This is a genomic window from Paenibacillus sp. PL91, assembly GCF_012935325.2.
In the GTDB taxonomy this organism is placed as follows: domain Bacteria; phylum Bacillota; class Bacilli; order Paenibacillales; family Paenibacillaceae; genus Pristimantibacillus.
Genome location: NZ_JABBYG020000006.1, coordinates 405,931 through 421,475 on the forward strand (window position 1 = coordinate 405,931; position 15,545 = coordinate 421,475).

Annotated in this window: 11 protein-coding genes and 1 rRNA gene; 10 read left to right on the plus strand and 2 right to left on the minus strand. The window is 46.3% G+C overall.

Going from position 1 to position 15,545, the window contains the following annotated elements; translation table 11 throughout:
• The first annotated feature begins 129 nt into the window (after nt 1-129).
• The gene (gene hutH, locus HI950_RS16995; RefSeq protein WP_169089819.1) at nt 130-1,662 is read left to right on the plus strand and encodes a histidine ammonia-lyase; all 1,533 of its coding nucleotides are present in this window, start codon (nt 130-132) and stop codon (nt 1,660-1,662) included.
• A gap of 163 nt (nt 1,663-1,825) precedes the next feature.
• On the plus strand, nt 1,826-3,754 hold the full coding sequence (locus HI950_RS17000) for a 3'-5' exonuclease (RefSeq protein WP_169089821.1): 1,929 nt from the start codon (nt 1,826-1,828) through the stop codon (nt 3,752-3,754).
• Between the two features lie 68 nt (nt 3,755-3,822).
• Here HI950_RS17000 and HI950_RS17005 read toward each other — a convergent pair whose 3' ends face one another.
• Nucleotides 3,823-6,222, minus strand: a complete 2,400-nt coding sequence (locus HI950_RS17005) for a lamin tail domain-containing protein (protein ID WP_169089823.1) — start codon at nt 6,220-6,222, stop codon at nt 3,823-3,825.
• Nucleotides 6,223-6,602: 380 nt separating this feature from the next.
• Between HI950_RS17005 and HI950_RS17010 the strand changes: the two genes are divergently transcribed.
• The 6 genes from HI950_RS17010 (at nt 6,603) to HI950_RS17035 (ending at nt 13,186) form a co-directional block, all read left to right on the plus strand.
• Entirely contained in the window at nt 6,603-7,379 is a 777-nt protein-coding gene (locus HI950_RS17010) for a DUF817 domain-containing protein (protein ID WP_169089825.1), read from the plus strand.
• 93 nt (nt 7,380-7,472) lie between these two features.
• On the plus strand, nt 7,473-7,649 hold the full coding sequence (locus HI950_RS17015) for a hypothetical protein (protein ID WP_223285326.1): 177 nt from the start codon (nt 7,473-7,475) through the stop codon (nt 7,647-7,649).
• A 115-nt stretch (nt 7,650-7,764) separates the two neighbouring features.
• Nucleotides 7,765-8,469, plus strand: a complete 705-nt coding sequence (locus HI950_RS17020; RefSeq protein ID WP_169089827.1) for a response regulator transcription factor — start codon at nt 7,765-7,767, stop codon at nt 8,467-8,469.
• A gap of 14 nt (nt 8,470-8,483) precedes the next feature.
• Nucleotides 8,484-9,914, plus strand: a complete 1,431-nt coding sequence (locus HI950_RS17025) for a sensor histidine kinase (RefSeq protein WP_169089829.1) — start codon at nt 8,484-8,486, stop codon at nt 9,912-9,914.
• A gap of 96 nt (nt 9,915-10,010) precedes the next feature.
• A complete protein-coding gene (locus HI950_RS17030) occupies nt 10,011-10,769 on the plus strand; it encodes an ABC transporter ATP-binding protein (RefSeq protein ID WP_169089831.1) in 759 nt (252 codons plus the stop codon).
• A 5-nt stretch (nt 10,770-10,774) separates the two neighbouring features.
• Nucleotides 10,775-13,186, plus strand: coding sequence for an ABC transporter permease (locus HI950_RS17035; RefSeq protein ID WP_169089833.1), 2,412 nt, complete (start codon nt 10,775-10,777; stop codon nt 13,184-13,186).
• 72 nt (nt 13,187-13,258) lie between these two features.
• Here HI950_RS17035 and HI950_RS17040 read toward each other — a convergent pair whose 3' ends face one another.
• Entirely contained in the window at nt 13,259-13,813 is a 555-nt protein-coding gene (locus HI950_RS17040; RefSeq protein WP_169089835.1) for a guanylate kinase, read from the minus strand.
• A 97-nt stretch (nt 13,814-13,910) separates the two neighbouring features.
• Between HI950_RS17040 and HI950_RS17045 the strand changes: the two genes are divergently transcribed.
• Nucleotides 13,911-15,212: an anti-phage deoxyguanosine triphosphatase gene (locus HI950_RS17045; protein ID WP_169089837.1), complete on the plus strand. Its 1,302-nt coding sequence runs from the start codon at nt 13,911-13,913 to the stop codon at nt 15,210-15,212.
• A 265-nt stretch (nt 15,213-15,477) separates the two neighbouring features.
• Nucleotides 15,478-15,545 (plus strand): 16S ribosomal RNA (locus tag HI950_RS17050); the annotation flags it as partial.

A 15,545-nucleotide genomic window follows, 5' to 3' on the forward strand; every position in this document is an offset into this window, starting at 1 on the left:
GTGATCGATCGTGATGTACATCGCCAACGTTCAATTCGTATTCATTGTTTAATGTTTAGTGATTAGAAGCCGGTACCTTAACGACGAGGGTATTGGTTTTTTTAATTACTCGAAAAGCAGGTGGGAGCTATGAGCGAGAGGCTAGTGCTCGTTAACGGAGGAACGATGACGATTGACCATGTTATCCGGGTAGCCCGCTTTATGGCGAGAGTGAAGATAAGTCAAGATGGCTTCAAGAAGATGAGGCTCAGCCGGGAGTATGTCAAAAAGCTGCTTAGTGAGAAGCGGGTGGTGTATGGGCTGACGACCGGCTTTGGGAAATTCAGCGATACCTATATCTCGCCGGACGATGCGAAGCGCATGCAGCTAAATCTTATACGAAGTCATGCCTGCGGCATTGGAAAGCCGCTAGCGGTTGAAACGGTAAGAGCGACCATGCTGCTGCGCATCAACGCCTTATCGCTGGGCTACTCCGGGATCAGGCCGGGAGTTGTTCAGCTGCTTGTCGAGATGCTGAATGCTGGAGTAACGCCGGTCATCCCCGAGCAAGGCTCGCTCGGCGCAAGCGGGGATTTAGCGCCCTTGTCTCATTTGGCTCTCGTGCTGATTGGCGAGGGTGAAGCTTATTATCGGAATGAACGTCTGCCTGGCAATCAGGCTTTGGCGAGAGCCGGCTTACAGCCAATCGTGCTAGAAGCCAAAGAAGGCCTTGCCTTGATTAATGGTACGCAGGTGATGACGGGTATCGGCGCGCTTGCTTGCTTTGATGCTATAAATTTATCAAGATGGGCGGACTGTACAGCCGCGTTAACGGCAGAGGCGCTTCGAGGCATCCGCGATGCTTTCGAGCCGCTCACCCATGCGATTCGCCCTCACCTTGGGCAGGGACAATCAGCCGAAAATATCCGGCGCTTGACGCTCGGAAGTCAGCTGATAACAAGCCAAGGTCAATTGCGCGTTCAGGATGCTTATTCTATTCGATGTGCTCCGCAAGTTCACGGAGCAACCCGGGACGCCCTGCGATATATCCAAGAGAAGGTAGCAATCGAAATGAACGCTGCAACCGACAATCCGCTTATTTTCGCAGCCGAGAGTCGCGTTATATCTGGCGGGAATTTCCACGGCCAGCCGATTGCGCTCGCGATGGACCATCTCTCCATTAGCACATCTGAGCTCGCGAATATTTCAGAACGACGAATCGAAAGACTCGTAAATCCGCATTTGAATGAGCAGCTTCCTCCATTTCTTGCGAAGGACGGAGGCGTTCAGTCTGGCTATATGATTGCCCAATACACGGCTGCTTCGATCGTTTCTGAAAATAAATCGCTTGCACATCCTGCCAGCGTAGACTCTATTCCTTCGTCGGGCAATCAGGAAGATCATGTCAGTATGGGAACGATCGCAGCTCGTAAAGCGAATCAAATCGTACTCAATGCTTATTCGGTGCTTGCCATCGAGCTTCTATGCGCTGCACAAGCCGTCGATTTTCGAGGTCCGGAATATCTTGGAAAGGGAACAAAATGGATCTACGACAGATGTCGCGAGCATGTGGAATTTTTGGACGAAGATCGCGTATTAGCTAACGATATTCGCATCATCTCTGAATGGATGAGAAATACGAATGTATTCGAAGTAATGGCTTCCGTCATCCCGATCGAATAGCAGATGCGGAGTTCTGCGTTTTGGAAAGATGCACCAGAGGGGCGAGCCGAAGCAGGCTGCGCCTCTTTTTTTATTCTTTTGTTTCCCTATTTTCTCATACCAATCCCCCAAAGATCGTTTATACTTAAAAGAACGAAGAAAATCGAACTGGAGGTGACAAAGGATGGCTTATATGGTTCCTGAGGTTATTCGGACGAGCGCGACTGCCGGGGAACGGCTATTGTTTCGGACGCTGAAGGATCATTTGCCGAGCGATTATGTGGTTTATTTTGAGCCAGAGATTCAGGGGAGCCGGCCTGACTTTGTCATTATAGGCCCCGATCTAGGATTAGTCGTTCTGCAAGTGAAGGATTATACGAGATCTGCTTTATTCGAGGTTGGCCGAGATGAGTGGCTGCTGCATGGGTCGGGCGGACAAATGGAAACCGTTATGAACCCTTATCAAGAAGCTAGGGAGAGCATGCGGCATGTGGTGGGCGAGCTTAAGAAGGACGACAGCCTCGTTCAACGGGAAGGCAAATTTCAAGGAGAGTTAAAATTCCCGCATGGCTTTGGAACGGCTTTTACACGGATGAAGCTGAGCGACTTTATCGAATATAGCTTATACGATGTCATTGCACAGCAATTTGTGCTATGCCGTGACGAGATCGATTCGGATGATGAGGGCTTCACTGCCGATTCCTTGATTGAAAAGATCCAAGGCATGTTCACAGCATGGAGCCGCAAGCGTCACATTTTATCGCAAGAGGAAATTAGATCTATTCGCAATCACCTCATTCCTGAGGCGAGGATCAGCGCAGAGTTTCGCCAGCCGAGTAATCAGAAGCATCAGGAGCAGTTTGTGCTTTCGCTTCAAAATATGAAGGTGCTGGATCTGCATCAGGAAAATATGGCAGAACAGCTCGGTGATCGCCACCGGCTCATTCGCGGCGTGGCAGGAAGCGGGAAAACGCTTGTCCTCGCCAGCCGTGCCAAGCATCTTGCGAATCATCATCCGGATTGGAAAATTCTTGTCCTTTGCAGCAGCATCGCCTTATCGCAAAGCCTTCGGCAAACGATCGACCGGAGGATGGAAGAACCGGAGGATCTGCTGGACTGGATTAGGCTGGAGGAGCAAAAAGAAGGCAAGCCTCGCCAGCAAAACGTCGAAGTCTATAACTTTCATGAATGGCTGAAAAAAGCGCTGAATGCCCGGGATACGGATATCCCCTCACTCATCGGCAAGCTTGCGAAGAAGGAAGCGATCTTTCCTACTTATGAAGCGATTCTGATCGACGAGGGACAGGATTTTCAACCGGAATGGCTAAAGCTGCTTAGCTACTTGCTTAATCCGGTTACGCAAAATCTGCTGCTGGTAGAGGATCGGGCGCAAACGTTTATGAAGCGCAAGTCGAGCTTGCTGCAGGACACGGGGCTGGATTTTCGCGGTCGGTCGCGTATTCTTTCTATTAATTACCGCAATACGGCCCAGATTGCCCAGTTTGCATGGGATTTCTATCAGCGGCATTCGCTGTTCCAGAACAAGGTGAAGCTAGGCTCGGCAAAAGGGGTGGAGATTATCCCTCCTCAGAGCACTCGGAGAATGGGGCAGGAGCCGTCGCTGAGCCGATCCGCCAGCTTTCAGGAGGAGCTGCGGGCCGTAACGGAGCAAATTCGGTATTTGCAAAACGAACATAAGGTTCCTTTATCCGAGATGGTCATCTTGTACCGTGTAAAAAACAACTATTATTCCTCCTACACGGACTCGATCCGCCGGGCGCTTCAGGGGCAAGGGCTGAAGGTGAATTGGATGACGGACAATATGGATGCCAATCAGGAATTCGATAGTTCCGTTGATGCGATTAACGTATCGGATATTGATAGCGTGAAGGGGCTTGATTTCCGCGCCGTCTTTATCGTAAATGCCGAGAATATGCCTTTTTCGCTTGAAGAGGTTGAGGAACGCGAGGTATCGCTGTTTTATATCGCCATGACGCGTGCGCTAGACTGGCTTTATATTTCTTATAGCGGGGATTCGAAGTTTACGCTTTATTTGGACGAGGTTCAGCAGAAGCGTCAGGAGCAAAAGCATTCCGTGAAAAAGATGGGATGAAGCAGCGTTTCAGTCTAAAAAGAAAAGCAGGCTACCGAGATCATCTCGGTAGCCAGCTGCATTTATGCTCAGTTGAAAATTTGAATATCATCGATATTGATTCGGCTGCCAGACGTACCGGATACGAGTATACGGAAGCGAACGCTCGCATTCTCGTTTACGGTTATAGTCTGGACTGCGAGAGTAGAAGAGGGTGAAAAGGTTCCAGTGACATCCGTCCAGCTCGTCCCGCTGTTAACGGATTTTTGCAGCTTCCAGACTGCGCCTGTGTCTGTGCCGAAGGATGCATGGCTTACTTTGACCGTTTTGGCACCCGCAGCATCGAAGTTCATCGAGATTGATCCTGCTGATTTAATACGAGCTGCTTGCAGCCCATTTTTCTTATCCGTGCTAAGGTTGCCGATTAATGCATTATCCATATTCCATGATCCGCTAGATAACGCGACATTTCCTGCAGTGTAAGAGCCTTTGCTGCCGCTCTCGAAAGCTTCATTTAAAATCACAGTAGAAGCGGCCGTAACCGTGACCGTAAAGGTTGTACTTACCGAGCCTCCGTTCCCATCAGCGGCCGTAACCGTAAGGGCAGCCGTACCAGCAGCCAGCGGATTAATAGTGAGCTGCTTGCTAGCAACGCTAACCGTTGCAACCGAAGCATTGCTTGATACAGCCGATAGAGTTAGGGCGTTGCCATCGGGATCGCTGAATGTATTCGTTGCATCAATAATCGACGCGCCGCTTCCGACCGCAATGCTCCGATTCGCAATCGGATTGGCGACTACCGGCGGTTGATTGGAAGAAGTAATCGTATGGCTTCCGAGGTTCGTAATCGTATTATTTGCCAAAGCATCCCACTGTGCATCAGCGTATATTGTCGTACCGGCTGTAACCGTGCTTTTGCGAACGAGTGTCTTGTCCGTGCCAAACGAGATGCCTGCGGTACCAATCACGTCGAGGCTCGTGCCATTTTTGCTCAATGTGACGGAATCATCGCCATTAAAGCTCAAATTATTGGACAGCAGATCGGCTTGGGACAAAATGCCAGCTGCCGCGCTTGGATTCGCTACTACATACACGTCGCCGCTGGCGAGCGTCCCGCTTAAATTAATGGCCGTTCCGACATTAGATGAGCTGATGGAGTATCCCGTTAAATTAACGCTAACGCCCGTGCCGTTATAAATTTCCACCGCTTTGTTGTTGCTGCTTCCTTCGATATATTCAGAGAAGAAGACACCCGTGCCTCCGCCTCCAGGCTCCCCAGGATCTCCACCTCCAGTGCCATAGCCGTATGAGCCAGCCTTGAACGTTGAAGGGTCATACCATTTGTAGCCCGCTGCTGGAGCAGACCAAGGCTCGCTTTGCGGCTCAGTGGATGTCTGTGGATTTTCTATAGCCAGAAGCGGTGTAGGTTGGTCAAGCGTAAGCCCGCTGACTTGATTCAAGCTCGTATAGCTCTCTTGCAGCGCAAGCCAGTTCACTACATTAACGAGAAGCGTCGCATCATCTTGTTCTTGAAAGCCAGCGTAGGTTGTTTTGGTGCCGCCCGTTTCTTCTCTTTTGTACTTTGGAGTGGCGTCTTCTACCGGCGAGGAATCGCCAATGAAGGCAGCCTTGCCTGCGCCTACTTTGGAAATGGCAGCATATGGCCCCTCTGCAATTCCTCCTCCCGCATACACGCCTTGATCGACGGCATTGCTCCATTTCGCAGTGGTGGCAGGCAGGTATACGATTCCTTTAGCTTTATTAGGATCGATAATAGCGAGCGTCGAACCGGCATGCATCGCTACAGTAGAAACGCCGGCTGTAATATTGAAGGCTTGAGCTGGAGCTGCAATTTGATTAGCCGTTACATTGCCAAGCGCGTTGTACCGGAAGCGGACTCCAAAATTAGAGCCTAGCCAATCCGAGCTAACTACGCCGCTCATCGCTGCGGAGCTGCTTTCTTCGGCATTCATTCCTTGTGCTGGATTGCTCCATGCGCCGCGGCGGTAGCCGTTAAACGCCTCCGAGGAATCCCAACGGTTCTTGTTGCGATCTGCATTATAGTGATCCGCTATAAAAAAGATGCTTCCGCCATTTTGCACATATTGGAGCATTGCTGCTTGTTCCGTCGCCTTGTATGGAATGTTGGCTTCACCAACGACGAATACATCATAATCGGAAAGATCGCTTAGGACAATCGGCGTTGATTTACGCAGTTCTTTAACATCATAACCCTCATTCGCTAAAGCATTTCCGAAATCGGAAAAAGCGCCATCAATGACCCAATCGGCTGCACCGGCTGTTTGACCGTGAGTATTATCGAAAAGCACTTTTTTGCCGTTAGCTGTGCCAACATGCAAAATTTCGGGAGCCGGATCGCTCGGGCCCTCTGCATGGGCTTGCGGTACATAACTGATACTGGAGAATAGAACACTGAAGCTTAAAGCTGTAGCTAGCAGCAAACGAAACCATGGATGTCTAGCAATCATTAAACTCATCTCCTATCTAGTAATTTTGCGTACCTTGTACACAAGCTCATTCTAGCATATGTAAATCTTTCCATATAATAAAGTTTTATAAATAATAGAAAGTTGATTTTTAAATGCAATATAGTGAATTTTTCAATAGCTATAAAGACTTATTTATATCATTCAACGGAATCAATTGGAAGTGATAGACGCTGTACCTTATGCATATTATTAATCAAAAATGCGGATAGAAATGAAGGGATTAGACGGATGCTGCGCCATTTTGTGAATGAGCAGTTTACAATAGGTAAAACTTTTTTTTGTGCAACACGTTATTATTATTGTCATTAAGCGATGCATATCGATTCGATTTGATTTTGACGGGGAGGAAATACATACATTTGAAACCAATCATACAACTACTGCATTTTGGCTATCATCAGGCGATGAGCTGCCTATTTCCTGTTGCGATCTTTGGGACATTAGCTCTCTCCAGCGCCATAGAGGTGCCTTTCATTCATCGTTATGATGCCATCTTGCTTATACTGCTTGGCGTGCAATACTTCATGTACCGCAGCGGATTAGAGACACGTGACGAAATCAAAGTCATCTGTATATTTCACTTCATTGGTTTGTTGCTGGAGATATACAAGGTAGGGATGGGATCATGGTCATATCCAGAGCCTGGTTATACGAAGCTGCTCGGTGTCCCGCTCTACAGCGGATTTATGTATGCGAGCGTAGCAAGCTTTATGTGTCAGGTATGGCGGAGGCTGCGGATGGACATGACCGGCTGGCCGGGGCTTACACCTTCTGTGCTGCTCGGAGGAGCCATCTATTTCAACTTCTTCACGCATCATTTTATTCCTGATTTTCGATGGTGGTTGACGGCGCTAGTGTTTATTGTCTTCTGGAAGACACGGATCATCTATCAGGTACGGACGACAATTTACCGAATGCCCTTATCGATCGCTTTTATCCTTGTAGGTTTCTTCATCTGGCTAGCAGAAAATATTGCTACGTTTTTTGATGCTTGGAAATACCCTGATCAGCACCAAACCTGGCAGCTGGTTAGTTTTAGCAAGATCAGCTCATGGTTCCTTCTGGTCATTATAAGCGTCATCATCGTGGCTCAGCTTAAACATGTTAAAGCTAGCCGAACAGCGAACGATTCATGATCCAGCTAAGATAGACGAAGGAAGAACTATTGTTCAATAAAACAGCGGCAACTAGGACTTTATTCTCTCGTCCATGGCTGCCGCTGTTTCAATTTGAATAGGAACATGCTTAATGGAAACTCACCTTATATTATGCATGACATGCCTATTCATCCAGGATTCGAGATTGAAGCAGAGCTGGTTGAATCGGAACGATCCATCATCTATCAGCAAGCTGAGAACCGGATGCATGTTCAAAAGGCTTTGCTCCTTTATTTGCTCAATCTATAGAATCCTTTGTAAATGAGTAAAGGATAATGCTGGAAGCTGTCGAATAAGTTGCAAGATCTATAAAGCGATCATTCGCTAAACATTCCTGAATGGATTTGTATTGGAGAGTAAAACGATGAATCGACCGCGCAAAATACTCATCATTGAAGATGAGCAGGATATTTCCCGCATCATCAAGGATTATGTAACGATCAACGGCTATGAAGCGCTTATTGCTGAAAATGGAAGAGACGCTTTGCTTGCACTAGACAGCTGGCAGCCGGATTTTATTGTATTGGATATTATGCTTCCAGACGTGGATGGCATTGAGCTTTGCCGTCAAATTCGCCAAAAGAGTCAAACGCCCATCCTTATTCTGAGCGCGAGAGGCAGCGACACGGATAAGGTTCTTGGCCTTGGCTTTGGAGCGGATGATTATATGACAAAGCCTTTCTCCTTAAGCGAGCTGATGGCTAGAATCAATGCCCATTTACGTAGAATGGACAGCTTCGGAGCGCCGAGCCCCCATGAAGACCGTCTGAGCTTTGGCAACATCGTGATCGACAGGAAGGCGTATAGCGTAACGGTAGGTGGCAAGGAGATCGCTTTGTCTGCCAAGGAATTTGAGCTGTTATTTTATTTGTCTAAACATAACAATCAAGTGTTCTCAAAGGCCCAACTGCTCGATGCGATTTGGGGCTATGCGGAGTATGGTGATGAAAGCACCATAACCGTCTATATTCGCCGAATACGAGAAAAGCTCGAGGCTGATCCTTCAAACCCCGTCTATATTAAAACAGTCTGGGGCGTTGGCTATAAGTTCAGCCTGGATGACGCGTGAGATAGGAGAAGTTTATGCATTTAAATAGCTGGTTTAAAACGTGGTTTGCGGCCGTTTTTATTTGTCTTGCTATCATAATCGGCTGTGGCGCTTCCTTGCTGATCGACAGCTACAAGAGCGAGGATAAGGCTGATTCAGCATTCATCATTAATCAAGTGCGTTTAAAGGTGAGCGAAATCATGTTATATCTGGAGCGGCATCATGCTGAAATACAGGAAGAAGCAATCGGTGATACTCTTCAAGCGATGAGCAAAGCTAACGATCTGTCCCTCTTGTTTGCGGAGCTGGATGGCAGCATTCGCTTCAGCACTTTCTCGGGCAACAAGGCCATAACAAAAGTTGATGCTAGATCGGCGCTTCATTATGATTTATACACCTCCAAGGTACAAAAGAATAAGTTTAAAATCGCTTTTCCTGTCGTGGATGAACGAACGAACCAGCAAATCGGAAATGCTATTTTCACGCTACCGACAAGCGTTATCGAAAATGAACAAGCCCACGAAGTGCCGCTTATCCGAATGATCATCCTCCTCTCGTTTTTGATCATTTTAATCGCCCTGCTAGGCTTTCTTCGATTTAAAATCAACCGCCATATTATTCGGCCCGTTCATAAATTAAAGGACTATTCCGAAGCGATTTTGAAAGGCGATTACGAGCAAAAGGCCGAGTATGCCAGAATAGATGAAATAGGCGAGGTATATGCGGTATTTGACCAAATGCGCTTGGAGATTATGTATCTGAGTGAGCAGCGGGCAGAGCAAGAAAAAGCGCAAAAGGAGCTTATTACGAATATTTCGCATGATATTAAAACGCCGCTTACGACAATCAAAGCATACATAGATGCCATTCTTGAAGGGGTCTGTCCCAATATGGAATCGGTGATGGGCTATGTTGAAGTGATGCAGACGAATACGGACAAAATGGCGCGCCTTGTAGAGGACCTCCTCCTGCATGCCTTAAAGGAGCTAGGCCAAATATCCATTCACCTGACCGAGCAATACAGTCAAAGCATGCTGTCGACTATTATCAAACCGATTAGTCATTATGTTCGCTCTACGGGGGTAGCTTTCATAGAGCCGCCGGAAATTGCGAATGTGCTCATTAATGTTGACGCTAATCGTATAGAGCAGGTTATTTCTAATCTAGTTGCGAATGCGTTAAAGCATACGGCTGCGGGCGATTCGATTCGGATGAGCGTCGAGCTTGAAGAGGGGAGCTTGAATGTAACGATTGCAGACACGGGTAAGGGAATTCTTCCGCAGGACATGCCGTTTATTTTCGAGCGCTACTTCAAAGGACAACAGAGTACCAAGCCGCAGCAGGAGGGGAACGGGCTGGGGCTATCGATCTGCAAGCACATTATTGAGGCGCATAGCGGAACGATTTCTTTTAAAAGCATAAAGGATCAAGGGACGGTATTTCGTTTTTCCATTCCCATTTGTTAAGCAGATGCTGTAATACTTTATTAATAACTTGATAAGTATTTATCTACAACGGCCCCTTACAATGACTAGATAACAGCAATACGGGAGGGCTTAGCGGTGTCCAAAAAAGCAATTATTCGCGCAGCGAATCTATGCAAAACCTATTCGACCGGAAGCGAGCAGTTTCATGCGCTCCGCAACATTGATTTAGACATTTATGAAGGAGACTTTACCGTCATCATGGGCAATTCGGGCTCCGGGAAGTCGACGCTGCTCTATCTATTAAGCGGACTTGATAGTGTAACGGCTGGCGAGGTTTATTTTCGAGAGCAACGCATTGACCAATATAACGAGAAAGAGCTGGCACAATTTAGAGCGAAGAAAATCGGCTATATTTATCAAAGCATTAATTTGGTGCCCGACCTTACACTGTTCGAAAATATCGTAATGCCCGGTTATGTTGCGGGCTATCGCAAAAGTGAATTGAAGAGCAAGGCGCATCTCCTATTAAAGCAGCTGGATATCGAGGCGCTAAGCAATCGCATGCCAGCGCAAGCCTCTGGCGGACAGCAGCAAAGAGCAGCTATATCCAGAGCGCTCATTAATTCACCTGCCGTTATTTTTGCAGATGAGCCTACGGGAAGCTTGAATTATGATCAAGGCGTGGCGGTGCTCGATATTTTAACGAATATGAACCGTCAAGGCCAGTCGGTCGTTATGGTGACTCACGATATTAAAGCAGCTTGCAGGGCAGACCGGCTTATATTAATTAGAGATGGCAAAATAGGCGGCATCCTATTGTTTGATAAATATGACCATGCAAGTATTTCGGAACGCGAGCATATCATTTTCTCCTACGTGGCGGGGAAGGAGTAAACGATATGTATGCAGTATGGTCGCTTTGTTACGCTCATTTAAGAAAAAAGAAGCTGCAGAACGGGATAATCGCTTTGTTAATCTTATTATCTACCCTGCTTCTTGCTACATCCGTTACAGTCATTTCAAATACTAAAAATGTGTTTATGGATATTCATCGCAAAACAAATGGCGCCCATCAAGTATTGACGTTGACGAATCAGCTGCATGACCCCCAAATGGTCAAGAGCTGGTGGGATAAGCAGGACGGAGTGCGAACATCCGAGCTGCTGCCATACAGAAATTTATCGGGAGCCACCGTTCAAGGCAAAGAAATTGCGAATTTGTTTTTGTTTATGATGAATACGCCAGCGATTCCCGCGCAGGTAGAAAAGTTTGTTTTTGCGCAAGGCAACGAAGGGCTAAGTCCCGAGCCAGGGAGCATATGGATTCCTACTTCGATGGCAAATACCAATGCAATTACGATCGGAGACAGCATTGGATTTAAAACGGGCGAGCATTTGTTTGAGCTTGAGGTGTCAGCCATAGTGGTCGATATTCCATACGGCGGTCCTTTTGCAACCAGTGCACGGATTTGGATGAACGGCGCGGATTATCATAAGCAGCTTGATTCGCTGCGGGGCGAAGACATGTATATGCTTGGGCTTCGTTATAATGACTATAGTCAACATAGCAGTTATTGGCGAAGCTTTGAGGATGCTCTCGGCACTCCTTACCTGGAATCCAAAAACGATTTTGAAGCGATCTCATCCTTCTATTTCATTATTAATAAATTGATAGGCTTTGTGATGATTTTTGTGGGCATCATCATGATGCTCGTTGCGTTATATACGATTGGATTTACGATTTCCGATGCCATTCTGTCCAATTATAAATCGATCGGAATATTAAAGTCATTGGGGCTGTCCTCCAAAAAAATGGTCGCTATTTATGTGATGCAGTATGCGTTGCTTTCTATTGTTTCTATTATTCCGGGTCTAGCGATCAGTCATTTTTTATCGAGAGTGATAGTGGAAAGCTCGCTTTCATATTTAAAAGCAGGAGATTTATGGGTAACGATGCAAGGGACCGATAAGGCTATGCTGGCCGGAATCGTTGTATTAATCGCGGTTCTGCTTTGCGTGCTGGTCTATTCTATCAAAGCGCGTTATGTACAGCCGATGCAAGCTATTCGGTATGGCATGTCCGAAATGGAAAACAATAAGATAATCAAGCGTCTTCAGGTCATTAGAGGTGCAAAAAGCGTCTTTGAGCGATTGCCGGTCCCTTTCGTTATTGGACTAAGACCTCTTCTGAAAAATGTGAAGGATTCCGTCCTTATCGTCGTGCTCACAACGATTACGTCAGCCGTGCTTGTTTTGGGATTTGTTTTGTTGAATAGTATTTTCGCCATACAGCAAACTGCGCCATTGTGGGGATACGATTCATCTCATATTGCAGTAACTATTTTTAATAAGACGGCTTTTTCACGAGCGGATTTGGAGAAGGATGTACGGAATGATCCAAGAATCAAAAACATCGGGTGGATAAGCTCGCTGAATGGCGTTTTTGCTTCGGATCAAATAAGGGGCGATGAAGTCGCCAAGAGCGATTCCTTGAATGGCAATATAGACGTCCTTGACGGAAGCTTTGAAGATATGGGAATGGCTGTCCTGAAAGGGTATAACCCGCGGAACAAAAACGAAATTGCATTAGGCATCAATGTTGCCAAAAGTCTTGATAAGGATGTTGGCGATGTTGTAGAGGTGTATATCGAAGGACATAAGCATACCCTCACTATCACAGGAGTCTATCAAGCCATAGCGAACATGTCCTATTCAGCAAGAATTACGGCAGATGTGGTTAGAAAATATAATGAAAATTATAACGCGGCGGAGCTCTGCTTCATTAATCTGGCCGACAGTAAGCTAGCAGATCAAGTCGTGCAGGAACTAAATACAAAATATAAGGATTCTATTACAGCGGTGACCCAGCAGACATTACTGGATTCCGTCTATAAGGACGCAGCGACTATTTTGATTTTGCCAATGAGTTTGATGGGGCTGTTGTTTGTTGGTGTTACCTTCATGATTATTTATAGCATATGCCGGATGAGCATTCGAAAGGAAAGCAAAACCTACGGTATTTATAAATCCATAGGCATGACCTCCAATCAAATCAGAATGGCCATCTCGGGAGGGGTCGCAGCGTTATCTGCAATTGGAGTTGTCATCGGGATCGTTGTGGGTGTTTATGTGCTGCCAATCTTATTGTCAGACCTTTTCTCGGGTTACGGAATTGTGCAATTGCCTCTAATACGGGAATGGGGTGGCATAATAGCAGTTGCTCTGCTAAGCGTAATTTCAGCTAGTCTTGGTTCTTGGTTATCATCGAGAGTGATCCATCAAACTTCGCCGCGAATACTTGTTATTGAATAACGTTAAGGCCGAGCCTCGCACACATGTGGGGCTCGGCCTTTATTGCACTTGCTTTACTTTCAACGATCACGGTCAATCGGCTTCTATAATCTCCTTAACCTTCTTCATCGTTTCGTTAAAATCGACGCCGTCATGATTCCATACGATTACATCAGCATGCTGGATATACTCGCTGCTTAGTTCAATCTGTTCCGCTTTTTTTAACCTTTTGCCGTTCTCCGCCGGAAGTCCGCCCCTCCGTTCAAGTCTTCTCGCAATCGTTTCGATATTTGCGCCGACATAGACAGCTACGATATCTTGGTATAGCTTCTTCAGTGAAAGGACGCCTGCTAAGTCTAGAACGATGTGGGCCGTGCCATCTTGATTCAAAATATGCTCGATGCTTGATTTGAGCGTTCCGTATGAGTGTCCGTTGTAACGCGTCCACTCGATAAACGCGTTTGCCTGAATATGCTGATCAAATTGCTCGGCATCCATAAAAATATAATGAACGCCGGCCTCTTCATTTTGCCTAGAGGGCCTAGTCGTTGCCGTAATGATTTTTTGGCAGCCGCTATTGGTCAGTTCTTTCTGTATTTCGGACTTGCCAGACGCGGAAGGGCCGTAAAATGCGAATATTTTTCCCAAACGAAAGCGCTCCTTTACGATTTCTTCATTTATTGCTTCTAATAAAGACCATATATTGCTAAAATACTTCTAAAAGAATCCAACTGGGAGCGAGTCTATGATTCTCTATAAACATGCGTCGAATTCATTTTATAATGATACGGATATTCAAAGGTATATCGATACGGAAAATGCGAAGCAAAGGGTATCGATCCGAGATGATTTTGAACGCGACTTTGGCAGAGTCGTTCATTCGGCTGCGTTTCGCCGCTTGCAATCCAAGACGCAGGTTATTGGGATCAGCGAAGGCGATTTTCATAGAACGCGCCTCACGCATTCTCTTGAAGTATCTCAAATCGCTAGAGGGATTGCCACAACCTTAAATGAAAGATTTAAAGAGCCGGAAAGCAAAATCGACATCTCTCTTATAGAAGCAGCGGCGCTAGCCCATGATTTGGGACATCCGCCCTTTGGCCATCAAGGAGAGCGCGCTTTGAACAAATGCATGAGCTCATTTGGCCTTAACTTTGAAGGCAATGCGCATACCTTTCGGTTATTGACGAATAGGGAAGACGATATAGAAACGGGGCTCGATTTAACAAGAGCGGCATTACTGTCCATTTTAAAATACCCCGCCAGCATGAAAAAAGTAAATAATCCAGAAATAACGGGAAAACCGCCCAAAAGCAGTGTGTTTGAAGAGGACGAGCCGGTATTCGAGTGGGTGACCCAATGCTTTGCGCCGGAAGAGAAGGCCTACTTCATGGAGGTAACTGATTTTCAAGCCGGGAAGCACCGGAAAACGATAAATAAAACCTTCGAATGCTCCATTATTGAATTGGCTGACGATATTGCTTATGCGACTTACGATTTGGAGGATGCGTTTAAGCTGAATCTAATTCATTTAGACCATTTAAGCGAGATCGTGGAACGGCATAAGTCCATTTCATCAGCTAGAATCGGAGCAGCCCTGCGAATCTTTACGGAGAATAGCGGTTATAAAAATAAAACGAAGCCGTTTTTCGCGGATTTGGTGTCCGGCTTCATCAATGAGATTGACATTTTGGAGACGCAGCCATCTTTCACATCTAATCGCCTGCGGTACAAAGCGCACATTGCTGAGGATGCGATGCAGTTATTAGAGGATTTGAAAAGCTTAGTTATAGATCATGTGATCTTCTCGCAGAAGGTTCAGACCTTTGAATGGCGCGGGGGCAAAATCATCGAGATGCTCTTCGAGGCGATGATCAATGATAAGAATCTGCTCCCAGAGGATAGGAAACGAAGATGGCATGGATCATGCGACAGAGTGAATGCGAGGCTCGTTTGCGACTATATTGCAGGAATGACGGATACTTATGCGTTAAAAATGTATTCGCGTTTATATGAAGCTGCGGGCGGTCGGCTGTTTGATATTTAACTTCCGAAGCAGCAGTAAACACTGCTGCTTCATCTAATGGATGCAGAGCATTACAACACTTAAATATAGTTATTTAAATTATTTTAAAAAAACACTTGCAATACTGGGCGAGTACATGGTATATTCTTATTCCGGCCAAGAAATACACCGGAACGAAAGAAAAAAGATTGCTCTTTGAAAACTGAACAACGAGTAATAACTGCCCTTACGATTCTAACGAATCGTGAGAAAAAGCGATAAAAAAGTAATGAGCATTTCAAACACCAATTTGGAGAGTTTGATCCTGGCTCAGGACGAACGCTGGCGGCGTGCCTAATACATGCAAGTCGAGCG